Genomic DNA, 24544 nt, shown 5'->3' on the forward strand with positions numbered 1-24544 from the left:
CCACAATTCCACAGCCACTTGACCTGGGGTGATGGAGCCTCAGCTCACGTGCCTGTGGACGCAATCTGGACAACTTCCCAGTCCCCAGGGTGTGGACGGGACATCGTCCCAGGATCTGTGGAGAACTGCAGCCCACGGGCCCCTATTCGAACAGGGCCGGTCCTCCACAGCCCTGGAAAACAGGGCGGCGGGTCCGGCGGACGCGTGCGCAACGTCCCTCAGGACCACTGTCGGCAACAGGAAAGGGCGCCCGGAGAATGCTTCTCCGGGCGCCCTTCGGCGTCGTACGGGCCGGGTCGTCAGCCGTTCTTGATGCGGTTGGTGAGCTCGGTGACCTGGTTGTAGATGGACCGGCGCTCGGCCATCAGCGCACGGATCTTGCGGTCTGCGTGCATCACCGTCGTGTGATCCCGACCGCCGAACTGCGCGCCGATCTTCGGTAGCGAGAGGTCGGTGAGCTCCCGGCACAGGTACATGGCGATCTGGCGTGCCGTCACCAGCACGCGGCTGCGCGAGGATCCGCACAGATCGTCCACCGTCAGCCCGAAGTAGTCCGCCGTCGCCGACATGATGGCGGGTGCCGTGATCTCCGGCGAGGCGTCCTCGCCGCCGGGGATGAGGTCCTTCAGTACCTGCTCGGTGAGACCGAGGTCCACCGGCTGCCTGTTCAGGCTCGCGAAGGCCGTGACGCGGATCAGCGCCCCCTCCAGCTCGCGAATGTTGCGCGAGATGCGTGAGGCGATGAACTCCAGTACCTCCGGCGGGGCGTTGAGCTGCTCCTGCACCGCCTTCTTGCGCAGGATCGCGATGCGCGTCTCCAGCTCCGGCGGCTGTACGTCGGTGGTCAGACCCCACTCGAAGCGATTGCGCAGCCGGTCCTCCAGCGTGACCAGTTGCTTGGGCGGCCGGTCGGAGGACAGCACGATCTGCTTGTTCGCGTTGTGCAGCGTGTTGAACGTGTGGAAGAACTCCTCCTGCGTCGACTCCTTGCTCGCGAGGAACTGGATGTCGTCGACGAGCAGGATGTCCACGTCGCGGTAGCGCTTGCGGAACGCGTCGCCCTTGCCGTCGCGGATGGAGTTGATGAACTCGTTGGTGAACTCCTCGGAGCTCACGTACCGCACGCGCGTGCCGGGGTAGAGGCTGCGGGCGTAGTGGCCGATGGCGTGCAGCAGGTGCGTCTTGCCGAGTCCGGACTCCCCGTAGATGAACAACGGGTTGTACGCCTTCGCCGGCGCCTCGGCGACAGCGACCGCGGCCGCGTGGGCGAAACGGTTCGAGGAGCCGATGACGAAGGTGTCGAAGAGGTACTTCGGGTTCAGCCGGGCCTGCGGCTCTCCTGGACCCGGCGCGGGCGCGGGCTGAGCGGCGAGCGGGCCGGGAGCGCCGCTGGGCGTCGGCAGGTTCGGGCCGCCTCCGTGACGGGGGCCGTGGTCCTGCCGGTCCGAGTGGTCCTGGCGCTGCTGCTCGTACGACTGCTGTTGCTGGTCGTACGAGGGCCGGTCGGGCAACTGCGTCCGGTAGTCGTGCTGCGGCGGCCGGGAATAGGAGTCACGCTCCTGGAAACCGCCGAGCCGGGGCTGCTGCCAGCCGCCGTGGTCTTCCTGTGCGCCGCCGGGCCAGGAGCCGGGCGCGGGGCGGGACTGCTGCCGGTACTCCGGGTAGGCGGGGCGGGCTGTCGGCAGCCCGTCGTCGTGCTGCGGGCGGTGCCCGTAGGTGTTGTCGTAACTGTCGCGCGAGTCGCGCGAGTCGCGGCTGTCGCGCACGTCGCGTTGCTGGTCGTCGCGCTGCCGGTTCTGCTGCTGGTCCTGGTGCTGTCCGCCCTGGTGCGGTCCCTGGTACGGGGACGGCTGTGAAGGCTGCTGGCGGGACAGCGGGGCGGGCGACTCGCCGACGGAGTCGTCGACGGTGACGGCGATCCGGATCGGCCTGCCGCACTCGTGGCTGAGTGCCTCGCTGATGAGGGGGGCGAGCCGACCTTCGAGGACCTGCTTCCCGTATCCGTTGGGCACGGCGAGCAGTGCGGTGTCCGCGACCAGGGCGAGCGGCTGGCAGCGTTCGATCCACTGCTTGTCCTTGGCTTCGAGGCCCTGCTGGCCCTCGCCGAGCAGATGCTCCAGCACGCGCGGCCACACTGCGGCAAGATCGGCAGGTACGTCAGCCACAGGGCACGCTCTCTCACAGGTCCCACGAAGGTGTGGTTCTCGGGACGGGACGGGAAGTACGGGCTGGACGGGCAGGGACACATGGGTTGCATGCCCACGAAAGCCAGAATCCAGGTTTGGCCACGGTAGTCGGGGCAGCTCACGCGGTTCAAGTTGTTGTCCACAGGCTGTGCACAGAGCGGCCCCGACAAGCCCCGGTTTGACCGGATGGCGTAGCCGCGCGTACCGTAACCAGGTCGAGTTGTCGATGGCTGCTGCCGCCTGCCTCCGATGGGCAAAGATCATGGTCAATGATCGTGAAGCGGTGCACTGAGAGCGTTGCGAGCTTCCTCGTGGGCGCACGGTGACAGCCAGGCGATGTCCCGCCATCCCCGATTCATTTCTGGAGCCCCCGAGTGAGCAAGCGCACCTTCCAGCCGAACAACCGTCGTCGTGCCAAGACCCACGGCTTCCGTCTGCGCATGCGTACCCGTGCCGGCCGCGCCATCCTGGCGAACCGCCGTGCCAAGGGCCGCAGCGAACTGTCCGCCTGATCCCGCACGGGTCATGACGTGCTGCCTACCGAGAATCGGCTGAGGCGGCGCGAGGACTTCGCGACCGCGGTACGACGAGGGCGCCGTGCAGGCCGCCCGTTTCTCGTCGTCCATCTACGCAGTAGCGGTGCAACGGACCCGCACGCGGCAGGGGAGAGCACTCCCCCGACGCGTGCGGGTTTCGTCGTGAGCAAAGCCGTCGGAGTCGCTGTCGTACGCAACGCGGTGAAGCGCAGACTCCGCCACCTCATGCGCGAAAGGATTGCCGAGCTGCCCCCCGGTAGCCTGGTAGTCGTACGGGCGCTGCCCGGAGCGGGCGGGGCCGACTACGCACAGCTGGCCCAGGACCTGGACGCCGCGTTGCAGCGGCTGCTGGGCGGGGCTCCCCAAACCGAAGGTCGGGGGAGAGGCACGCGATGAAGTACCCGCTGCTGGCGCTCATCAAGCTGTACCAGTGGACCATCAGCCCCATGCTCGGGCCGGTCTGCCGGTACTACCCGTCGTGTTCCCACTACGGATTCACGTCCATCGACCGGCACGGCGCGGTGAAGGGCTCAGCCCTCACCGCCTGGCGCATTCTGCGGTGCAATCCGTGGTCGCCGGGCGGTGTGGACCATGTTCCGCCGCGCACGCGCCGAAGGTGGCACGAAGCGCTGCGCGACGCGTGGCGCGGCAGCAAGGGCGAGAAGTCCGCCGATGGCGTGTCTTCTCGGGGATCCGCCCCCGACACCCCGAGCCCGGCCGCAGAGACCTCGCCCAATGCTCAAGGAGCTTGATTAGTGGACACGATTGCCAGTCTGTTCAGCTTCATCACCTGGCCCGTTTCCTGGGTCATCGTCCAGTTCCACAAGGTGTACGGGTTCGTTTTCGGCCCTGACACGGGGTGGGCCTGGGGCCTGTCCATCGTGTCCCTCGTGATCCTGATCCGCATCTGCCTGATCCCGCTGTTCGTGAAGCAGATCAAGTCGACGCGGAACATGCAGGTGCTCCAGCCGAAGATGAAGGCGATCCAGGAGCGCTACAAGAGCGACAAGCAGCGTCAGTCCGAAGAGATGATGAAGCTGTACAAGGAGACGGGTACCAACCCGCTCTCCTCGTGCCTGCCCATCCTGGCGCAGTCGCCGTTCTTCTTCGCGCTGTACCACGTGCTCTCCAGCATCGCCGACGGCAAGAAGATCGGCGTCATCAACGACCAGCTCCTGGAGAGCGCCCGTCAGGCGCACATCTTCGGCGCTCCGCTGGCCGCGAAGTTCACGGACAGCGCGGACAAGATCGCCGGGCTGGACGCTTCGGCGACCTCGGTCAAGATCGTCACCGCGATCATGATCGTGATGATGTCGGCCTCCCAGTTCTTCACGCAGCGCCAGCTCATGACGAAGAACGTCGACCTCACGGTCAAGACGCCGTTCATGCAGCAGCAGAAGATGATGCTGTACATCTTCCCCGTGATGTTCATGGTGATGGGCATCAACTTCCCCGTCGGTGTCCTCGTCTACTGGCTGACCACCAACGTGTGGACCATGGGCCAGCAGATGTACGTCATCAACCAGAACCCGACCCCGGGCAGCAAGGCGCAGGACGCTTACCTGCAGCGTCTGCTGAAGAGCGTGGTGTCCTCGGGCGAGGTGAAGGCACGGCGCAAGCGCAATGTCGTCAAGGTGATCGTCGCCAAGGGCCCCGACCGCAACGACGTCGAGCGCAAGTTCATCACCGGACTGGCCAAGGCGGGCTTCGCGGCAGAGCCCGACGGCACGGTTTCCCGGAGCGCCACGGCCGCTGCCGACGCCGAGGGCAGCGCCGCTGCGGCGAAGCGCCAGCAGCCCAAGCGCCAGACAAAGGCGAAGCGCCAGTCGGCCACCGCGCAGCAGAGTACGGCCGCCAAGGCTGCCGAGGGCTCCTCTCCCAAGACCTCGCTGGAGAAGAAGGACGAGGCGCAGGACGCCAAGTCCACAACGGCGGGCAAGCCTGCCCGTTCCCAAGCCAAGTCCGGGCAGCGCAAGGGCCCGCAGCGGCCCAAGCACCCGTCCAAGAAGTAAGAAGGAGTCCTCTCGTGACGGACGGCACCACCACCTCTTCCGCGCCCGCCGACGGCACCGACACGCTGACCCGCCTGGAGCAGGAGGGCGAGATCGCGGCTGACTACCTCGAAGGTCTGCTCGACATCGCCGACCTCGACGGCGACATCGACATGGACGTCGAGGCGGACCGGGCCGCTGTTTCGATCATCAGTGACTCCAGCGGCCGGGACCTGCAGAAGCTCGTGGGCCGTGACGGCGAGGTGCTCGAAGCCCTTCAGGAGCTGACACGTCTCGCCGTGCACCGCGAGACGGGCGACCGCAGCCGGCTGATGCTGGACATCGCGGGCTTCCGGGCGAAGAAGCGTGAGGAGCTCGCGGAGATCGGTGCCAGGGCCGCGGACGAGGCGAAGACCTCGGGTGCCCCGGTGAAGCTCGACCCGATGACCCCGTTCGAGCGCAAGGTCGTGCACGACGCGATCGCCGCGGCGGGTCTGCGCAGCGAGTCCGAGGGCGAGGAGCCCCAGCGCTTCGTCGTTGTGCTTCCTGCCTGACCTGGATCATTGCCCTTCGGCCCCGTCTGTTCGCAGGCGGGGCCGAACTTTGTCAGCCTGATAGTCAGCCACCCCAGTGCGGTACGGAAGGACGGTCCCCGTGATGGAGGCAGCAGCGGAGCTTCCCCAGGCGCCGGAAGTCGCCAAGACGGTTTTCGGCGAGTTCCTCCCGCAGGCGGTTCGGTACGCCGAGTTGCTCGCGGACGCCGGTGTCGAGCGCGGTCTGATCGGCCCGCGTGAGGTGCCACGGCTGTGGGAGCGGCACCTGCTCAACTGTGCCGTGCTTTCGGAGGTCGTCCCCGAGAACATCACCGTGTGCGATGTGGGCTCAGGGGCCGGCCTGCCCGGTATCCCGCTGGCCCTGGCCCGACCCGACCTGAAGATCACCCTTCTTGAGCCGCTGCTACGGCGTACGAACTTCCTCCAGGAGGTCGTCGAACTGCTGGGGCTCGATCACGTCACGGTCGTGCGGGGCCGTGCTGAGGAAGTGATGGGGAAGGTGGAACCGGTCCATGTGGTGACCGCTCGGGCGGTCGCTCCATTGGACCGGCTCGCGGGGTGGGGCGTTCCCCTGCTGCGTTCTTACGGCGAGATGCTCGCGCTCAAGGGCGACACCGCGGAGGAGGAGCTCAAGGGTGCGCGTGCGGCGCTCAGCAAGCTTGGCGTGGTGAAGACCGAGGTTCTTCAGGTCGGCGAGGGGGTGGTGGAGCCGCTTTCCACCGTCGTGCGCGTCGAGGTCGGAGAAAGCCCTGGAGGTGTGCGCTTCGCGGCGAAGCGGGCCAAGGCGGCACGAACGGGCCGTTCCCGGCGTCGTCGCTGAAGGTCTTCGTCCTAGCGGATTGACGTGTCCCAGGTGCTCCATACATGGTGCCCTGCGTATGTGGCGCGGAGTGTCGGGGTCTGCCGGTGAGCCCGCGCGTGCATCGTGTTTCACGTGAAACGTCGCTCGCTGCTGCAGGGAATCATCAACCGGGGCCGTGCGGCTTCTTCGTCGCACGAAGCAAGACCCGAAAGGACCATGGGGTTGTCCACAAGGACGGGTTCTTCCACAGGAGAACGGGCCTCACTGGTTGGCGCCCCCCAAAGCGTGACAGGCTCTGAGCACTACGAGCCTGAAGTCGAGGAGAGTGAATCCTTGCGGTCCGACGCCAACATCGCGGGACCGATGACCGATCCGGTCCCCGGCCCCCGTTCCGAAGCGGCGGGGGACGATGTTTCACGTGAAACATCGCCCCTGCCCGACGACACCCCTATTGGTCGTGCTGCCCAACTGGCGGTAGATGCTCTCGGTCGAGCCGGCGAGGGACTGCCGAGGCCTGAGCAGACACGAGTGATGGTGGTCGCCAATCAGAAGGGCGGAGTAGGGAAGACCACGTCCACGGTCAACCTAGCTGCCTCGCTCGCGCTGCACGGCGCAAGGGTCCTGGTGATCGATCTCGATCCGCAGGGCAATGCCTCCACGGCGCTGGGAATCGACCATCACTCCGAGGTTCCCTCGATCTATGACGTGCTGATCGACAGCAAGCCGCTGTCGGACGTGGTTCAGCCCGTCCGGGACGTCGAAGGTCTCTTCTGTGCCCCGGCCACCATCGATCTCGCCGGTGCGGAGATCGAGCTGGTGTCCCTGGTGGCGCGGGAAAGCCGACTGCAGCGCGCGATCCAGGCGTATGAGCAGCCGCTGGACTACATCCTCATCGACTGCCCACCGTCGCTGGGTCTCCTGACCGTCAACGCGATGGTTGCCGGCGAGGAGGTACTGATCCCCATTCAGTGTGAGTACTACGCACTGGAAGGGCTTGGACAGCTCCTGCGGAACGTGGAGCTGGTGCGCGGGCACCTCAACCCCGAGCTGCATGTCTCGACGATCCTGCTGACGATGTACGACGGCCGTACCCGGCTCGCCTCGCAGGTTGCAGAGGAAGTGCGCAGCCACTTCGCCAAGGAAGTACTCAAGACCAGCATTCCCAGGTCCGTCCGGATCTCGGAAGCTCCCAGCTATGGGCAGACCGTGCTCACCTATGACCCGGGCTCCAGCGGCTCGCTGTCGTACCTTGAGGCGGCGCGCGAGATCGCGTTGCGGGGGGCCGGAGTCTTCTACGAGGCGCAGCAGGCCCATGCTGCCGACCAGCACAATCAGCACAGCATGGCGGAGGGTGTCCAATGAGCAGCGATCGACGTAGAGGGCTGGGGCGCGGACTGAACGCGCTGATCCCGAATGCTTCCCGGGAGACCCAAGTGCCCGCGAGCGGCACTCTGACCTCGGAGCGCGGAGTAGCGGCCGCGAAGGTGGCCGCTCTGTCCGTGGGCAATGTTTCACGTGAAACATCGCCTGCGGTCCGAGAACCCGAGCCGGACGTACTGAAGGCTCCCGAGGGGGCGTTCTTCGCGGAGCTGCCGCCGCAGTTCATCGAGCCGAATCCGCAGCAGCCGCGCACGGTGTTCGACGAGGATGCCCTTGCCGAACTCGTCACCTCCATCAAGGAGGTGGGATTGCTTCAGCCCGTCGTCGTCCGGCAGGTGGGCCCGGAGCGGTTCCAGCTCATTATGGGCGAGCGCCGTCTGCGAGCGTCCAAGGAAGCCGGTCTGGAGAAGATTCCGGCGATCGTACGTGCGACAGAGGACGAAAAGCTTCTGCTGGACGCGCTGCTGGAAAACCTCCACCGGGCGCAGCTCAACCCGGTGGAAGAGGCTCATGCCTACGACCAGTTGCTCAAGGACTTCAACTGCACGCATGACCAGTTGGCCGACCGCATCGGTCGTTCGCGGCCACAGGTCTCCAACACTCTGCGGTTGCTGAAGCTTTCCGCCCCTGTGCAGCGCAGGGTCGCGGCCGGGGTGTTGTCTGCCGGCCACGCCCGTGCGTTGCTGGCCGTTGAGGATTCCTCCGAGCAGGACCGACTGGCGCATCGCATCGTGGCGGAAGGGCTGTCGGTGCGGGCGATCGAGGAGATCGTGTCGCTGCTGGGTTCTGAGCCGCACAAGGAGACCAGGCCCAAGGGGCCCCGTGCCGGTTCGCGGATGGCTCCCGCTCTGTCGGATCTTGCGTCCCGGCTTTCGGATCGATTCGAAACGCGGGTGAAGGTCGACCTCGGTCAGAAGAAGGGCAAGATCACCGTCGAGTTCGCTTCGGTGGAGGACTTGGAGCGGATCCTGGGCACCCTTGCCCCGGGCGAGGGGCGTGTACTGGAAAAGGGTTTGAACGAGCAGGACGGGCAGAGCGACGCGAACTGATCTCCTCGCGAACTCCTAGTGGAGGCGGGGGTGTTGCGGCAGTGGCCGGAACACCCCCGCCCTTTGCTCGCCGACGGTATCGGTCCGATCGCGCGGTGGTTACGATGCTTCGTGGTGCGGCGCATCCACTGCCATCCGCCAAAGGGAGGACGGAGCCATGCGAACGGTGAGCCGAGGCCAACTGGTGACTGTGGGGCTGGGGCTCGGGGCGGTCGGCGGTTTCGTCGGCGGTCTGATCCGGGAGTGGAGTGCGCTGAGCGCCGCTCGTGGTGCGGCAGGCGAAGAAAGTGGGGAACAGCCTTCATGGGGCGTCGGCTCGTACCGCTCACGCTGGACAACTTGGCGGACCTTCCCCACCGGTGTCGCAGCTGTGTCTTCTGGGAACTCGATGCCGTCCGTGGAGAGGCGGCGGTAGAGGCAGGCCGGGCCGAGCTGGAGAAAGAGGCCTGGCTCTCGGCGGTTCTGCTGGAGTGGGGGTCCTGCGGCCGGGTGGTCTATGTGGACGACGTTCCGGTGGGTTTCGTGATGTTCGCGCCCCCGGCGTATGTCGCGCGTGCGACGGCGTTTCCCACAAGCCCGGTGTCGCCGGATGCGGTGCAGCTGATGACGGCGGTGATCGTGCCCGGCTACCAAGGACAAGGGCTGGGGAGGGTGATGGTTCAGACCGTGGCCAAGGATCTCCTTGGGCGGGGCTTCAAAGCGATCGAGGCGTTCGGTGAAGCCCGCTGGAAAGAGCCGGGCTGTCTGCTGCCCGCCGATCACCTGCTGGCGGTCGGCTTCAAGACGGTGCGCCCGCATCCCACGTATCCGCGTCTGAGGCTCGAACTGCGCACCGCGCTGTCCTGGAAGGAAGATATGGAGCACGCGCTGGACAAACTGCTGGGAGTGGTCCAGAAAGATCCGGTTCTCCGACCGCTGTGAAACGGTGCGGACTCACCCCGAGAGCTTGGGATTTCGTGATCGTCGCAACGCCCCAGCTCAAGGGGTGTGATGGACTTCGAGATCCGGACGGTTCGGCTCGCGTTCCGCAGGGCGCAAGAAGGTCTCCGGGGAACGAGAGACACTCCTCCCCGGGATAGCGCAACGCTGAAGCGTGCCGAATCGTCGGCGTTGACCTCAGGACGGCAACGAGTGGCGCGACGGCCACTGCGAAGAAGCGGAACCGGAAGTGGCCACTGGCCCGGGAGAGCGATAGGGACCGCCACAGCGGGTGCTCCCTCGCCATCCGACATCCCGGTCTCCTTACGTGACCCGCCGGCCCGGGCTGCAACGAGAACGCCAACGGTCTGCCGCAGCAGTACGTCCCCAAGAGGCACCGATCTGCCCGTCCATGACTCCGGGCACCGGGCAGCCGCCGCCAACCAGATCAACCGCCGACCACGCAAAACGCTCGGCCGGGAAACCCCAACCGAGCGCCTGCGTGAATTACTAGTGGTCTGATCGACACGACCAGGTGCCGCAACCGCCCGTGGAAGCCGCCGGGCGGGTGGGCTTCACCGTTTCACGTGAAACAACGGCGGCGTACTGTTACTCGCCGATGAAGGGGTCGAGGTCGCGGATGATCGCGGCCTTCGGCTTGGCACCGACGATGGTCTTGGCGACCTCGCCGTTCTGGTAGACGTTCAGCGTCGGGATGGACATGACGCCGTACTTGGCCGCGGTGGCCGGGTTCTCGTCGATGTTGAGCTTGACGACCTGGATCTTGTCGCCGTGTTCCGCCGCGATGGCTTCGAGGGACGGCGCGATCTGACGGCACGGACCGCACCAGGCTGCCCAGAAGTCGACGAGGACGGGCTTGTCGCTCTTGAGGACGATCTCGTCGAAGGAGTCGTCGGTCACATTCTTCAGGTCGCCGGCCACGGCGGCCTCCTTCACTGCTGGTGGTGTGTGGGGTGGGGGGTCAGACAGCGGGGGTCTTCTCCGGCTCGGCGACCTTCTCGGTGTCGGCGAGCGCGGCGAGGTAGCGCTCCGCGTCGAGCGCGGCGGAGCAGCCGGTACCGGCGGCGGTGATGGCCTGGCGGTAGGTGTGGTCCACGACGTCACCGGCGGCGAAGACACCGGCCAGGTTGGTGCGGGTCGAGGGAGCCTCGACCTTCACGTAGCCCTCGTCGTCCAATTCGACCTGACCCTTGAAGAGCTCGCTGCGGGGGTCGTGGCCCACGGCGATGAACAGGCCGGTGACGTCGAGAGGGGCAGTCTCGCCGGTCTTGGTGCTGCGCAGCGTGATGCCCGAAAGCTTCTGGTCGCCTTCGAGGGAAGCCGTCTCGCTGTCCCAGGCGAACTTGATCTTCGGGTCGGCGAACGCGCGCTCCTGCATCGCCTTGGAGGCACGCAGGGTGTCCCGGCGGTGGACGATGGTGACGGACTTGGCGAAGCGGGAGAGGAACGTGGCCTCTTCCATGGCGGTGTCGCCGCCGCCGACCACGGCGATGTCGTGGTCCTTGAAGAAGAAGCCGTCGCAGGTGGCGCACCAGGAGACGCCGCGTCCGGAGAGAGCGTCCTCCTTGGGCAGGCCGAGCTTGCGGTGCTGCGACCCGGTGGAGATGATCACGGTCTTGGCGCGGTGCACGGTACCGGCGGTGTCGGTGACCGTCTTGATGTCCCCGGTGAGGTCGACGGAGACGATGTCGTCGGGGATGAGCTCGGCACCGAAGCGCTCGGCCTGGGCGCGCATGCCGTCCATCAGGTCCGGGCCCATGATGCCGTCGCGGAAACCGGGGAAGTTCTCGACCTCGGTGGTGTTCATCAGCGCACCACCTGCGGTGACGGCACCTTCGAACACCAGCGGCTTCAGCGATGCGCGCGCGGTGTACAGCGCGGCGGTGTATCCGGCCGGCCCGGAGCCAATGATGATCACGTTACGGACGTCGCTCACGGGTTTCTTCCTCGTCTCTGCAGACTGCTTACTGCCAACCGGGGCCCGGTCTGAACCTTCCACCCCATCCAACGGATACTACGGGGCTGGCATTCCCGGGGCGGCCCGGCACTTGGAGGAGTCTGTCAGCGCCTGGGGTAGGTATCGGTGAGCAGCAGATTGCCCTTGCCCGTGGGTTCGGCATCGATGCAGGACGCGTCGACGACGTACGCATGAACCAGTGTGGGCTTGGAGGCATGGGGCAGGACGAGGAGATAGGCGGGCTTGCCTTCGTAACTCCCGCTTTCGAAGCCCAGGGGGGTCTCGGTGCGGCCCGTGCCCTTCTGAATACAGGAAGGCACACCGAGCATCGCCTTCGGAGAGTTCGGGTTCTCCTGGATGTCAATCGACGGGGCGTTCTTGTCCTTGCTCAGAGGGTTTTCCGGTTCCGGCGCAGAGGCGAGCAGGGTATCGACGTGTTCCTTGAGCGGCTCTCCCGAGAACTGCTGGGAGAGCGTTGCCGACGACGCGCTGTCCTTGGCCCCCGTCTCACTTGCTGGCGTGGACAGGGACTGCACCAGCAGGACACCGAGCCCGACCGTGGCTGTCCCGAGGACGGCCCCCCACAGGGCGCGGCGGCGGGGTGTGCGGGAGGTGCGCCGTCCGGGACCGGTGGCTGCGCGGGCCTGGCCTGCGGGCCGCTCGACCCGAGGAGGGACGGATGCCGGGGGATTGGGAGCAGCCGGTGTTTCACGTGAAACAGCAACAGGGGCGGCCGCGTCGGGCGCGCTGGAATTCAGGAGGGCCTCCGCGGCCAGAGCCGCGTCGATCCTTCCGGCCACGTCGGAGGGCATGCGCGGCGGTCCGGGGAGGGTGCCGAGCGTGCTGCGGATCTCCTCCAAGGACGCCCGGACGTCTGCGCACAGCGCGCACTCGTCGATGTGACGACGTACGTCCTCCATGCGGTTCTGCGGCAGGTTCCCTTCGGTGAGGTCGGAGATCTCCGCGACATCCGGGTGCTGAGTCGTGCCGGTCGTGGAGGTCACGCGCGCCCACCTCCGCCCTTCACAGCAGCAGGGCCGGGCCCTGCGTCTTTTGCATCCGATGCCGGTGGTGGGACGGATGTCCCCGGCCTCCGGTTCCTTCCCCCCTCGGAGTCCCCGCTATCCCCGGTTCCTGCCCGTAGATGCGTGAGGAGTGGCAGGAGTCTGGCCCGGCCCCGTGCGCAGCGGCTTTTCACGGTTCCGGTCGGTACGCCAAGGACCACGGCGGCCTCTGCCACCGGGTAGCCCTGCATGTCGACGAGGACGAGTGCGGCCCTCTGGTCGGGGGGCAGGGTACGCAGTGCTGCCAGCAGCTCGCGGTGGAGGTCCTGACGTTCGGCCGGGGCCTCCGCCGACTCATGGGGTTCGAGGAGCTGTTCCAGACGCTCGTTGTCGTCCATGGGAGAGGTTCTGCGGGACGCGGCCTTGCGCACGCGGTCCAGGCAGGCGTTGACGGTGATCCGGTGCAGCCAGGTAGTGACGGCCGATTGGCCGCGGAAGGTGTGGGCGGCCCGGTAGGCGGACACCAGGGCGTCCTGGACGGCGTCGGCGGCTTCCTCACGGTCGCCGAGGGTACGCAGCGCCACTGCCCAGAGCCGGTCGCGGTGTCGGCGTACGAGCTCGCCGAAGGCGTCGGGGTCCCCCTTGACGTGCCTGGCCAGGAGATCCTGGTCGTCGGCATCGCGAAGTGCGACGTCGTCGTCCAACGGTGGCCCCCTCCCCCTGGTGGCTTGAGTCAGCCGGTGAATTTCACATCGGTTATGGCCTGCTTGTGTCCTGCGCCGCTGAACTCGTCCTGTCCGGCCATGGGCATGGCTGTCATCCAGAGCAGGACGTAGCGCGTCTTCACCGGCTTCTTCGCCTTGATCGAGGCCTGGGCGCCGCTGGTGGTCGTCGTGGCGATCTTCGTCATCGAATCGACGTCTCCCGAGGTGGACATGGAAGGCGCCGCGTACATGGAGATTGTGGTGTGGTCACCCGCGTACTTGAACGCTATCGACGACTCGGCGACGTCTCTCTCCTCGCCGAGGTCGTAGACGATGCCCACGCCCTTCTTGATCGAGGGTGCCAGTTCCGGGCCGTCGGTATAGCTCTTGGTGCGCCAGTACGAGTTGCGGTCGCCGTCATAGGTCTGCGCCACGTCGGCGGCGGCCTGGGGAAGGCCGTCGGGAGAGAACTCGGCGGCGCCCTTGATGTCGAGCGGCTTGAGCGCCGGCGGACGGGCAACCTCGTTGTTCTTCGGTTCGGTCTGCGTCTGGGTGTCGTCGGCGGTCTCGCGCCTGTCCAGGAGTGTGTCGGCGAGCTGCCAGCTGCCGAGGCCCAAGGCGGCGATGAGGAGAGAGGCGACGCCCCACTTGAGGACCCGGCCGGTGCGGCTCTGAAGCGGCCGAGGCGGGACCGGCACCGGCTGAGGACCCGTGGGCCGTGACTGCTGCCGCCCGTACGAGCCCTGCTGGTAGGTGGTGCGCTGGTAGTCCGGGCGGGAGGGGTACGAGGGCTCCGGGGGGCGGATGCGGGGCATCGCTGCGACGGCCTTGGCCAGCTCGTCGGGGGTCGTGCAGGGCGGTTCCTGGCGGGAAGCGGTGGCACCGTCGTTGGCCAGGGCCCGCATGGCGAGTTCGGACAGTCCGCGGTGGACGCCGGCGCGTACCTGGTCGGGAGGGATGAGGCCGATGTCCTTGGGCAACCCGGTCAGGCCGTACGCATCGCTCTCGTAGGGCCAGCGCTGAGTCAGCGACGCGTACAGCAGCGCGCCGATCGCCTCGGTGTCGGCGCGCTGCGCCGTGCCGGAGCTGATACCGCGCAGGGCGGCGTTCACCGCGAGGCCGCGGATGCGGTACTGACCTGTGGAGGTCCGCAGCACGGCGCTCGGCGTGAGCCGCAGGTGGGCCAGGCCTTCGCGGTGGGCAGCCGCCATGGCTTGGGAGACCTGGCTGACGAGTTGGTACGCGTCGTGCGGCTCCAGCGGCCCGCCGGCGAGGATCGAGGTCAGTTCGGTGGCGTCGGGCAGCCACTCGTGGACGACGTAGACGAGGTCGTTCTCCTCGACGGCGTCCAGGACCTGGACGAAGCGGGGGTCGCCGAGCAACGCAGAGGAGCGTGCCGCAGCCAGCACGGTGCGTGCCCGGGGGTGGTCGGCGGGCAGCAGGTGGACGCCCACGGCGCGCCGCAGCTTCTCGTCGACCGCACGCCAGCTGCTGAAGCCGTCGAGACGGGTGACACACTCCTCCAGCCGGTAACGTCTGGCGAGTTTGTGACCGCTGTGCAGTTCCGGCGCGACGATCGGGGTCTCGGTGCCCTTCTTCTCCGTCACGTTCTGCGTGGTCGTCTCTGGTGTGTCCTGGCCTTCTGCCAGCCCGTCGGCCGTGGCCCTGTCGGCATCAGAGGCGGACGACTCCTTCCCGCCCGAGGCGGGGGGAGGAGTGTCACCGCTGTTGTCGGCCACGTCGACGGCAGCCGTGCTACGTTCCGCCACCGTCGTTCCTGCCTCCCCATCCGTTGCGCGCTGTCGAGCAGCCCTGCCAATTGTGCCCACAGTCCGCCGCTGTGCACGACACGTGGCGGCGGGCCATGGTTGTGCGGCCGTCGTCGGAGCTCAGCGGCCCAGACGTCCGCGGACCATGCCCACCAAGGCGTTGAGTTCCGCGATGTGCATCTTCTTCGCGGCGACGAAGAAGACTCCGAGCAGTGCGGCACCGCCGACGACCAGTGCGGCGAGCGAGCCCAGGACTCCCTGTCCAAGGACCTGGGAGAGCGCATACCCCACCGCACCGGCAACCAAGGCTGCGGGAATCGAGGCGATCGCGAGCCGCGCGTACGTACGCAGGACGTTCGCACCGTCCAGGTCACCGCCGAGCCGCTTGCGCAGCCGCTGCCAGGCAATCCCGACGCCGATGGCGTAGGCGAGGCCGTACGAGGCGGCCATGCCGGTCACGGCCCACCGGTCGGGCAGCAGGAGGTAGCACAGGGCCGAGGCGGCGGCGTTGACGGCGGCCACGATGACCGTGTTGTAGAAGGGGGTGCGGGTGTCCTCGTACGCGTAGAAGGCACGGAGCACGACGTACTGCACGGAGTACGGGATCAGGCCGAGGCCGAAGGCCATCAACATGTAGCCCATGTTCGTGGCCGGGGTGGTGCCTGAGGAACCGAAGATCAGTGTGCAGATCGGGACGCCGAGCGAGAGAAAGGCGAACGCGATCGGGACGATGGCGACGGCCGTGGTGCGCAGGCCCTGGGAGATGTCGTCGCGGACCGCACCCGCATCGCCCTCGTTCGCCGAGCGTGCCAGGCGGGGCAGCAGCGCGGCCATCAGGGAGACGGTGATGATGGCCTGCGGCAGGCCCCAGATCAGCTGGGCGTTGGCGTAGGCGGCGAAGCCGATGCCCTCGCCGTGCTTGCCGACGGCCGCGGTGGCGAGCTGGATGACGACAATGGCGCCCGCCTGGTTGGCGAGGACGAACAGGACCGTCCACTTGGCGAGCTTGGCCGCCTTGCCGAGGCCCTGGCCCTTCCAGTCGAACCGCGGGCGCAGTTTGAAGCCGGTCTCGCGCAGGTACGGGATCATCGCCAGTGCCTGCACGACGAGGCCGAGAAGGACACCGATGCCCAGGAGGCGCTCGCCCTCGGGCGGGATGGTGGCGACGGTCATCCCGGAGTTCGCCGACGTGCCGTACACCCAGATGAACGCACCGAGCGTGGCGATGATGACGATGTTGTTGAGGACCGGAGTCCACATCATCGCGCCGAACTTTCCGCGCGTGTTGAGGATCTGGCCCATCACGACGTGGACGCCCATGAAGAAGATCGTGGGGAGGAAGTAGCGCAGCAGGGTCACGGCGACGTCGTTGGAGGCCGGGTTGCCGGAGACCGACACCGAGAGGAATCGGACCAGCAGCGGGGCGAAGACCATCGCGAGGGCGGTGAGCGCCCCCAGGGCCACCGTGACGAGGGTCAGGAGGCGGTTGGCGTAGGCCTCGCCGCCGTCGGCGTCCTCCTTCATGGCGCGCACGAGCTGCGGTACGAAGACGGAGTTGAGGCCGCCGCCGATGGTCAGGATGTAGATCATCGTGGGCAGCTGGTAGGCGACCTGGAAGGTGTCGCCGAGCAGGCCCGCGCCGAGCGCCGCGATGATCAGGGCGGAGCGGATGAAGCCGGTGAGGCGCGAGACCATGGTGCCCGCCGCCATCACGGCACTGGACTTCATCAGCCCCGCCGCGCGCCCCGCCGGTTTCTTGGGCGGTGCCGTGTTGGTGACGAGCTGCTCCGGGGCGGTGGCCGGCGCGGGCACGCCAGGGGCCTGCTGGTCGCGGTAGAGATGGGCGAACGCGTCCTTCCCCGGCGGCTCCTCCTCGCTCGCCCGGGTCACCAGGTCGTCGACGCCGGTGAACTGCACGGTGCGGGCGTCGTCCCCGTACGGCAGGTGGCGGGAAGGGCCGTCGGGCTCCGGCGGCGGAGTCTGGGCCCACACCCGCGGATCCGGGGAGTGCGAGGGTGCCGGAGGCTGCTGGTACAGCGGCGGAGTCTCCGGGAAGGTGCCGGGCGGCGGAGGGGGATGCGAGGCACGGTCGTAGAGGGCCTCGGTCACCGGATCCTGCGCGGAGAGGTCCTGTGCGCGGTACGGGTCGTGGTCGTACGCGGACTGGAGGTACGGGTCGTCCGGGGAGGCGGGCTGACGGGGCGGGGGTGCGCCCGCCGCTTCACCGCCCGCGTGCCGGACGTGGTCACCGTCGTACGGCGCGTTCATTGCAACCCCACCTCATCGTCCCCGGTCGACGGCCACGACATGGCTCGACGGTTATGGCTCAACGGTCCACTTTCTCACTCGCGGCCGTAGGCTCCCCGCTTTCCGGACCGGTGTCCGGGGTCGGGTCACTCGGCTGCTCGGAACCCTCGCCGTCCGGCGCGTCACCGTTCGGCGCCTCGCCGCGGGCCGCCGCGCGTTTGCGTTGCGAGTACATCTTGATTCCGGCGAGCACGAGCAGCAGTACGCCGCCGGCGATCACCAGCATGATCGTGGGGGTGATCTCGTTGACGTTCACCATGAACCGCATCTCGGGCCCGTACGGTGTGCCGTCCTCGGTGAACAGCTGGGCGACGACCGGGACCTTGCCGTTCGCGTTGGCCGTCGTGGCGATCTTCACGGACTGGCTGTGTCCGCCCCGGATCTTGATGGGCTGCTCGGTGATCGGCCCGCCGTCGCCCTCGCCCACCTTGAGACGCGTGGGCATGGTCGACTGGAGTCGCAGCACAAGGTGGTCGACGTCCTGCACCAGCTTGTTCTGGACGGTCACCGGGATGGTCGCGCTGCGCCCCGACAGGGTCGCGGTGGACTTCTCGATCAGATTGACCTCGTTGGTGAGGTCGTTCAGATAGCGCTGTACGTCCTGCCGGTAGCGGCTCGCCGCCGTTTCGTTGCGGCGCCAGGAGGTCGACATCTCACGGTTTATGGCGTTGCCGAACGGGGTGACCACCCGCTCCGGCTTGGTGAGGACCACTTTGAACCGGTCCAGCGTGTGCTGGGTCGCCTTGATGTTCTCGAAGGCCGTGGTCGGCAGTTCCCGCTTCCGCAATCCGTCCGGGTACGAGGACCGACTGGGGACCTGGGTCGTGGCTCCGGGGTCGGGCTTGGCCTTGGCCGCCCCCATCAGGTCGAGCGGCTGCGTCCAGCGCTGGACGTCCAGGGCGCGCAGGGCGGAGGCCATCGACTGGGCCTGGGTGACGGACGGCATGCGCTGCGGGGCGACGACGATGCTGCGCTGCTTTTCCTCGTCCTGCTGGGTCAGTGCCAGCGTGTGGGCGAGGAACCCCTGCACGGCCAGGGCCGACTTCTCCGCATTGGCCATGTCGCCCTGGAAGGCGGTCGAGAGCCGTGCGTCGGCGACGACGGCGGTACGGCCGCCGCCGATGGGGCGGACCGCGGTGGGCGTGTAGAGCAGGCTGCCGTTCTCGCCGAAGCTGTCGCTGCGGGCGATCACGTGGTGCGCGCCGGCGGAAGTCGCGGTATTGACGATCAGGGGGTCGACGGCGCCCTCGACCGGCCAGGCGAAGTCCGTGGAGGGCTTCACGTGCAGGGTCGACTCCACCGTGCCCCTGGCGGCCTCCGTGGCTCGCTGCAACTGGTTCAGGGAGCCGGGGACGTTCTTGCCGCGATGGGCCAGCGACGCCAGGTCGGGGTCTGCGAACGGCAGCGCGACGACCTTCTGGTCCTGCACCGCCTTCTCCAGCGCGGCCAGCCATTGCCTGGCGACGGTTCGGCTCTTGCCCGGCACGTTGGTGCCTGTCGCTCTGTCCTTGACCGTGTACCCCTTCACCATCGCGTCCACGGTGGCGAGCAGGTCGGGATCGATGACCCAAGTCACCGGCAGTTCGTCACCCAGCGAGACCATCTGTTCGAGACGGCCGCCCGGGGCAAGTTCCCTGGCGAGGTCGTCGTTCTCGAAGACCGGGGTCTGCTGCTCGTCCGAGCCCGTCTCGGCGGACAGCCGGGTCGTGGAGACCAAGGGCCACAGGTAGGTGAGCTGCGTCCTCTTCTTCGTGTTCTCGGGCTGCCACGGCAGGAACGTCCGCTCGATGCCCAGTACCTGTTCGGTGCTGCGCCCTGCCGTCCTCCCCGCCAGCGAGACACTCAGCTGGTAGACGCCCGGGTCGCCGAGTCCCAGCTTGTCGACCGGCACCGCGAGGGTGAAGTCCGTACTGATTCCCACGGGCAGCCTCGGGAACCCGACCGTGTACTCCTTCAGCTCGCCGGGCTCGCGGCCCTCCGCGTAGCCGGTGCGGGCCGCCGCCGTGTCGACCTGGGTGCGGCCGGAAAGCCTCTCGCCCACCCGCAGGCCGACGCGGGCTTCGGAGATGGGCCCCTTGCCCTTGTTGGTGACGGTGCCCGAGACGGTGACCGTGTCGCCCTTCCCCGGAGCGCCGGGTGTCAGCGAGTTCAGTGCCACCTCGACGGTGCGCCATCCCGTGGCGTCCTCGGCGGCGTACGCCGCGGGCGCGGCCGGGAACTGTGCCAGGCCGACCAGGAGCGGGGCACCGGCGATGAGGGATGCCGCACGCCGGGCCCATCGGCGGGCAGGAGAAGGATTCATCCCCTGAAAGTCTGCCGCCTCGGCCACGCGCTCGCCCGTCCCTCGTCGTTGGCTGCCTTGGATGGTTGCCCGGTTGCTGCGTCCACGCATGGTAACGATGCGTGCGGCGACGAAGTGCCGTGGACTGCGCCACATGATCGGAAGAGTCTCTCAGGGCCCAACGAAAACGATGACACTGCGCCCGGCGGGGGCACGTACCCTTTTCTGTTGTGCCGAACGCCAATGAAGACAACCCCAGCGCCCTGACCCAGGTGCAGCACCGTGCAGTGAGCGAACTGCTGCGGGTCTCCCCTGTCGTCGACGACCTCGCCCGCCGGTTCCGGGCGGCGGGCTTCCACCTTGCGCTGGTCGGAGGCTCGGTCCGGGACGCGCTCCTGGGCCGGCTCGGCAACGACCTGGACTTCACCACCGATGCCCGCCCCGAGGACGTACTGAGGATCGTCCGGCCATGGGCGGACGCGGTGTGGGAGGTAGGGATCGCCTTCGGGACGGTGGGCTGCCAGAAGGACGGCTATCTGGTGGAGGTCACCACGTACCGCTCCGAGGCGTACGACAGGACGTCCCGCAAACCGCAGGTGTCCTACGGCGACTCCATCGAGGAGGACCTCGTACGCCGCGACTTCTCGGTGAACGCCATGGCGGTGGCACTCCCGGAGAAGGAGTTCATCGACCCGCACGGCGGGCGCGATGACCTGACGGCGAAGGTGTTGCGCACACCAGGGACGCCGGAGGACTCCTTTTCCGACGACCCCCTGCGCATGCTTCGCGCCGCCAGGTTCGCCGCTCAGCTCGATTTCGAGGTCGCCCCGGAGGTGGTCGCCGCGATGACGGCGATGTCCGAGCGCATCGAGATCGTCTCGGCCGAGCGGGTGCGTGACGAGTTCAACAAACTGCTTCTTTCCGCCCATCCGGCCAAGGGCCTGTCGCTCCTCGTCGACACCGGTCTCGCCGCACACGTGCTGCCGGAGCTGCCCGCGCTGCGACTGGAGAGCGACGAACACCACCGGCACAAGGACGTCTACGAGCACTCGCTCATCGTCCTTCAGCAGGCCATCGACCTGGAGGAGAACGGCCCTGATCTGGTGTTGCGGCTGGCTGCGCTGCTGCACGACATCGGCAAGCCGCGCACCCGGCGCTTCGAGAAGGACGGCCGCGTCTCCTTCCACCACCACGAGGTGGTCGGCGCGAAGATGACCAAGAAGCGCATGACCGCACTGAAGTACTCCAACGACATGATCAAGGACGTGTCGAAGCTCGTGGAACTGCATCTGCGGTTCCACGGCTACGGGACGGGCGAGTGGACGGACTCGGCCGTGCGCCGGTACGTACGGGACGCCGGCCCTCTGGTGGACCGGCTGCACAAGCTGACCCGCTCGGACTGCACCACGCGCAACAAGCGCAAGGCAGCCGCGCTCTCCAGGGCCTATGACGGGCTGGAAGAACGCATCGCGCAGCTTCAGGAGCAGGAGGAGCTGGACTCGATCCGGCCCGACCTGGACGGGAACCAGATCATGGAGGTTCTGGGAATCAGGCCCGGCCCCGAGATCGGTCAGGCGTACAAGTTCCTGCTGGAACTGCGTCTGGAGAACGGCCCCCTGGAGCACGAAGCGGCTGTCGCGGCGCTCAAGGAATGGTGGGCGGGGCAACACTGAGTCGTTGTTTCACGTGAAACATCAATGGTTTCACGAGTGATGAGGTGCGGGGGAAGGCGGTCGGTGTTTCACGTGAAACACCGACCGTCATGTTTCACGTGAAACGTCGTCCGCTGCGTGTGGACCGGCGCCAACGGGTCAGGGCGAACGCCACCACCCCGTAGAGCACGGCAACGCCGAGGACCAGGATGACGGACCGGCCGTCGGCCGGCAGCAGGAGGGCCGCGACCGCTGCAGCGCCCACGAAAGCCACGTTGAACAACACGTCGTAGAGAGAGAAGACCCGACCGCGAAAGGCGTCGTCCACCGAGGACTGCACCACCGTGTCCGTGGAGATCTTTGAGCCCTGGGTGACGAGACCCAGGGTGAAAGCGGCGACGAGAACCGGCCCTGGAGCGAAAGACAGCCACAGCGCCGGTACGAGAACGGCTGCGGACGCCGCGCACACGACCATCCAGCCGTACGGTCCCAGGCGTCCCGCGGCCCACGGTGTGAGCAGGGCCGCGACGAAGAAGCCGGCGCCGGACACCCCGAGCGCGAGGCCGAGCAGGGCCAGTCCGTCGGAACCATCGGCGGGCCCTGCCTGATCGGTCCAGGCGTACCGGCACAGCATCAGGAGCATCACCGTCAGCGCGCCGTAGCAAAAACGCATGGCCGTCACCGCGGCCAGCGCGCGGGCGGCTGCACGCCGCTCCGCCAGATGGTGCAGCCCGGCGAGGAGACCGCGCGCCGTGTTGGCGACGGCTACACCGAGCCGGGGCTGGACCACATCGCGTTCCGGCCCCAGGAGTTCTCGTCCCAGGCGGAGGGATGCCAGCGCGGAGCACAGGTAGAGTCCGGCGCCGAGGAGGACGACCGCCGCGTCCGAGTTCCAGCCGAGCAGCCGTACGCCGAACGCGAGAGACCCGCCCAGGGTGGCCGCGAGCGTACCGGCGGTCGGGGACAGGGAGTTCGCGACGAAAAGGCGCTCCTCGTCCACGACGCGTGGCAGCGCGGCGGAGAGCCCAGACAGAACGAAGCGATTGACGGCCGTGACCGACAGCGCGGACGCGTAGAAGATCCAGTCCGGAGCAGCGACCACGATCAGCAGCGCAGTGCCGGCGGCAAGGACGGCGCGCAGCAGATTTCCGTACAGGAAGACCTGGCGACGCTGCCAGCGGTCGAGGAGGACACCCGCGAACGGGCCCACGACCGAGTACGGCAGAAGCAGCACGGCCATGGCGGAGGCGATCGCGGCCGCCGAGGTCTGCTTCTCGGGAGAGAAGACGACGTATGTCGCCAGGGCCACTTGATAGACACCGTCCGCGGACTGGGAGAGCAGCCGCACGCCCAGCAGGCGACGGAAGTCGGGCAGGCGCAGCAGCACCCGAAGATCACGCACGACGGACATGCGAGCAAGAGTCACACACGGGCGTACGAAGAGGGCCCCGGGGCGTATGCCCCGGGGCCCTCTTCACCGGCGCCGTACTTTTCAGCGCGACCGGGCGGAGGTCAGCGCTCGACCTCGCCCTTGATGAACCTCTCGACGTTCTCGTAGGCCTCGTCGTCGAAGTACTGGACCGGCGGGGACTTCATGAAGTACGAGGAGGCGGAGAGGATCGGGCCACCGATGCCTCGGTCCTTGGCGATCTTCGCGGCGCGCACCGCGTCGATGATGACGCCCGCGGAGTTCGGGGAGTCCCACACCTCAAGCTTGTACTCCAGGTTCAGGGGAACGTCGCCGAACGCACGGCCCTCCAGCCGGACGTACGCCCACTTGCGGTCGTCCAGCCAGGCCACGTAGTCGGAAGGGCCGATGTGGACGTTGTCGTCGCCCAGGTCGCGGTCACGGATCTGCGAGGTCACGGCCTGCGTCTTGGAGATCTTCTTGGATTCCAGACGGTCGCGCTCCAACATGTTCTTGAAGTCCATGTTGCCGCCGACGTTCAGCTGCATGGTGCGCTCCAGGCGCACTCCGCGGTCTTCGAAGAGCTTGGCCATGACACGGTGCGTGATGGTGGCGCCGACCTGCGACTTGATGTCGTCGCCGACGATCGGGACGCCAGCCTTGGTGAACTTGTCCGCCCACTCCTTGGTGCCGGCGATGAAGACCGGAAGGGCGTTGACGAAAGCGACCTTGGCGTCGATGGCGCACTGGGCGTAGAACTTCGCCGCGTCCTCGGAACCGACGGGCAGGTAGCAGACCAGGACGTCGACCTGGGCGTCCTTCAGGGCCTGGACGACGTCGACCGGCTCCTGCTCCGACTCCTCGATGGTCTGGCGGTAGTACTTGCCCAGGCCGTCGAGGGTGTGGCCGCGCTGGACGGTGACGCCGGTGGGCGGAACGTCGCAGATCTTGATGGTGTTGTTCTCGCTGGCGCCAATGGCGTCCGCGAGGTCCAGGCCGACCTTCTTGGCGTCGACGTCGAACGCGGCCACGAATTCCACGTCCTTGACGTGGTAGTCGCCGAACTGGACGTGCATCAGACCGGGCACGCGACTGGCCGGGTCAGCGTCCTTGTAGTACTCGACGCCCTGGACCAGCGACGCAGAGCAGTTGCCCACGCCGACGATGGCTACGCGAACCGAACCCATTGACGGTTGCTCCCTGTGTTCTCGACGAGGCCTGCGGGGTGCAGAACCTCACTTGGCGGTGTCGTCCGACTGATCCGGCGGGGTTGTCCCCTGGTGCCGGGGCAGGCCGTCCGTATCACCTGATGTCCGGTCACCGGTTGTGCGATGACCAGCTGTACTGCCGTCCGGCGTGCTGTTGCCGGACGTGCTGTGCTGCGGCGGGTCCGACGCGGGGTCGTCACCGGGTCGGCGCTGACCCCGTCCCGCCCGTTCACTCTCGATCAGTTCGTTCAGCCAGCGCACTTCGCGCTCCACGGACTCCATGCCGTGACGCTGAAGTTCGAGCGTGTAGTCGTCCAGACGTTCGCGGGTACGGGCCAGCGAGGCCCGCATCTTCTCCAGGCGCTCCTCCAGCCGGCTACGGCGCCCCTCCAGGACCCGCATCCGCACCTCGCGCTCCGTCTGCCCGAAGAAGGCGAAACGGGCCGCGAAGTGCTCGTCCTCCCAGGAGTCGGGGCCGGTGTGGGAGAGCAGTTCTTCGAAGTGCTCCTTACCTTCCGCCGTCAACCGGTAGACGATTTTGGCTCGGCGACCCGCGAGGGAGGCGGCGAGCGCGTCCTCGGGGGCGCTGCCCGGTTCCTCGATCAGCCAGCCGTTGGCGAGCAGCGACTTGAGGCACGGGTAGAGCGTCCCGTAACTGAAGGCCCGGAAGACGCCCAGCGAGGTGTTGAGCCGCTTACGCAGTTCGTACCCGTGCATCGGGGACTCGCGGAGCAGGCCGAGCACGGCGAATTCGAGGATGCCGGAGCGCCTGCTCATCCTTCGCCTCCCCTGCTGTTCCGGTAAGTCCCGCCCGCTG

Annotated in this window: 21 protein-coding genes; 10 read left to right on the forward strand and 11 right to left on the reverse strand. The window is 67.6% G+C overall.

Annotation, left to right across the window (positions count from 1 at the left end; genetic code table 11):
* Positions 1-299: 299 nt before the first annotated feature.
* Positions 300-2165 (reverse strand): chromosomal replication initiator protein DnaA, encoded by a 1866-nt coding sequence (gene dnaA, locus ACQPZG_RS17440; RefSeq protein WP_433546675.1) that lies wholly within the window; start codon positions 2163-2165, stop codon positions 300-302.
* Between the two features lie 395 nt (positions 2166-2560).
* On the opposite strand from dnaA, the gene rpmH reads away from it, so the two are divergent.
* The 9 genes from rpmH (at position 2561) to ACQPZG_RS17485 (ending at position 9419) form a co-directional block, all read left to right on the forward strand.
* Positions 2561-2698, forward strand: a complete 138-nt coding sequence (gene rpmH / locus ACQPZG_RS17445; RefSeq protein ID WP_015797593.1) for a 50S ribosomal protein L34 — start codon at positions 2561-2563, stop codon at positions 2696-2698.
* 18 nt (positions 2699-2716) lie between these two features.
* Positions 2717-3118: a ribonuclease P protein component gene (rnpA, locus tag ACQPZG_RS17450; RefSeq protein WP_433546676.1), complete on the forward strand. Its 402-nt coding sequence runs from the start codon at positions 2717-2719 to the stop codon at positions 3116-3118.
* On the forward strand, positions 3115-3474 hold the full coding sequence (gene yidD, locus ACQPZG_RS17455; RefSeq protein WP_433546677.1) for a membrane protein insertion efficiency factor YidD: 360 nt from the start codon (positions 3115-3117) through the stop codon (positions 3472-3474). The genes rnpA and yidD overlap by 4 nt, the downstream gene beginning before the upstream one ends.
* 3 nt (positions 3475-3477) lie before the next feature.
* The gene (gene yidC / locus ACQPZG_RS17460; protein ID WP_433546678.1) at positions 3478-4734 is read left to right on the forward strand and encodes a membrane protein insertase YidC; all 1257 of its coding nucleotides are present in this window, start codon (positions 3478-3480) and stop codon (positions 4732-4734) included.
* A 14-nt stretch (positions 4735-4748) separates the two neighbouring features.
* A complete protein-coding gene (locus tag ACQPZG_RS17465; protein ID WP_433546679.1) occupies positions 4749-5267 on the forward strand; it encodes a protein jag in 519 nt (172 codons plus the stop codon).
* A 103-nt stretch (positions 5268-5370) separates the two neighbouring features.
* A complete protein-coding gene (gene rsmG, locus ACQPZG_RS17470; protein ID WP_185032688.1) occupies positions 5371-6087 on the forward strand; it encodes a 16S rRNA (guanine(527)-N(7))-methyltransferase RsmG in 717 nt (238 codons plus the stop codon).
* A gap of 267 nt (positions 6088-6354) precedes the next feature.
* Positions 6355-7431, forward strand: coding sequence for a ParA family protein (locus tag ACQPZG_RS17475; protein ID WP_433546680.1), 1077 nt, complete (start codon positions 6355-6357; stop codon positions 7429-7431).
* Positions 7428-8498: a ParB/RepB/Spo0J family partition protein gene (locus ACQPZG_RS17480; protein ID WP_433546681.1), complete on the forward strand. Its 1071-nt coding sequence runs from the start codon at positions 7428-7430 to the stop codon at positions 8496-8498. The genes ACQPZG_RS17475 and ACQPZG_RS17480 overlap by 4 nt, the downstream gene beginning before the upstream one ends.
* A 303-nt stretch (positions 8499-8801) precedes the next feature.
* On the forward strand, positions 8802-9419 hold the full coding sequence (locus ACQPZG_RS17485; RefSeq protein ID WP_433546682.1) for a GNAT family N-acetyltransferase: 618 nt from the start codon (positions 8802-8804) through the stop codon (positions 9417-9419).
* Between the two features lie 606 nt (positions 9420-10025).
* Here the strand turns inward: ACQPZG_RS17485 and trxA are convergent.
* The 7 genes from trxA to ACQPZG_RS17520 form a co-directional block, all read right to left on the reverse strand.
* A complete protein-coding gene (trxA, locus tag ACQPZG_RS17490) occupies positions 10026-10358 on the reverse strand; it encodes a thioredoxin (RefSeq protein WP_433546683.1) in 333 nt (110 codons plus the stop codon).
* A 40-nt stretch (positions 10359-10398) separates the two neighbouring features.
* Positions 10399-11373 (reverse strand): thioredoxin-disulfide reductase, encoded by a 975-nt coding sequence (trxB, locus tag ACQPZG_RS17495; RefSeq protein WP_433546684.1) that lies wholly within the window; start codon positions 11371-11373, stop codon positions 10399-10401.
* Between the two features lie 125 nt (positions 11374-11498).
* On the reverse strand, positions 11499-12398 hold the full coding sequence (locus tag ACQPZG_RS17500; RefSeq protein ID WP_433546685.1) for a hypothetical protein: 900 nt from the start codon (positions 12396-12398) through the stop codon (positions 11499-11501).
* A complete protein-coding gene (sigM, locus tag ACQPZG_RS17505; protein WP_433546686.1) occupies positions 12395-13102 on the reverse strand; it encodes an RNA polymerase sigma factor SigM in 708 nt (235 codons plus the stop codon). Before sigM ends, ACQPZG_RS17500 begins: the two co-directional genes overlap by 4 nt.
* 29 nt (positions 13103-13131) lie before the next feature.
* The gene (locus tag ACQPZG_RS17510; RefSeq protein ID WP_433546687.1) at positions 13132-14871 is read right to left on the reverse strand and encodes a protein kinase family protein; all 1740 of its coding nucleotides are present in this window, start codon (positions 14869-14871) and stop codon (positions 13132-13134) included.
* A 120-nt stretch (positions 14872-14991) separates the two neighbouring features.
* On the reverse strand, positions 14992-17139 hold the full coding sequence (gene murJ, locus ACQPZG_RS17515) for a murein biosynthesis integral membrane protein MurJ (protein ID WP_433546688.1): 2148 nt from the start codon (positions 17137-17139) through the stop codon (positions 14992-14994).
* A gap of 58 nt (positions 17140-17197) precedes the next feature.
* Complete coding sequence (locus ACQPZG_RS17520; protein ID WP_433546689.1) at positions 17198-19507, reverse strand: DUF6049 family protein; 2310 nt, start codon at positions 19505-19507, stop codon at positions 17198-17200.
* A 182-nt stretch (positions 19508-19689) separates the two neighbouring features.
* Here ACQPZG_RS17520 and ACQPZG_RS17525 point away from each other — a divergent pair, with 182 nt between their 5' ends.
* The gene (locus tag ACQPZG_RS17525) at positions 19690-21132 is read left to right on the forward strand and encodes a CCA tRNA nucleotidyltransferase (RefSeq protein ID WP_433546690.1); all 1443 of its coding nucleotides are present in this window, start codon (positions 19690-19692) and stop codon (positions 21130-21132) included.
* A gap of 94 nt (positions 21133-21226) precedes the next feature.
* On the opposite strand, the gene ACQPZG_RS17530 is transcribed toward ACQPZG_RS17525, so the two are convergent.
* From ACQPZG_RS17530 to ACQPZG_RS17540, 3 genes are all read right to left on the reverse strand, one after another.
* Positions 21227-22522 (reverse strand): MFS transporter, encoded by a 1296-nt coding sequence (locus ACQPZG_RS17530; protein ID WP_433546691.1) that lies wholly within the window; start codon positions 22520-22522, stop codon positions 21227-21229.
* A 101-nt stretch (positions 22523-22623) separates the two neighbouring features.
* On the reverse strand, positions 22624-23706 hold the full coding sequence (locus ACQPZG_RS17535; protein ID WP_433546692.1) for an inositol-3-phosphate synthase: 1083 nt from the start codon (positions 23704-23706) through the stop codon (positions 22624-22626).
* 48 nt (positions 23707-23754) lie between these two features.
* Positions 23755-24504: a helix-turn-helix transcriptional regulator gene (locus tag ACQPZG_RS17540; protein ID WP_433546693.1), complete on the reverse strand. Its 750-nt coding sequence runs from the start codon at positions 24502-24504 to the stop codon at positions 23755-23757.
* Positions 24505-24544 lie beyond the last annotated feature (40 nt).

It is taken from the genome of Streptomyces sp. CA-294286, assembly GCF_050947155.1.
In the GTDB taxonomy this organism is placed as follows: domain Bacteria; phylum Actinomycetota; class Actinomycetes; order Streptomycetales; family Streptomycetaceae; genus Streptomyces.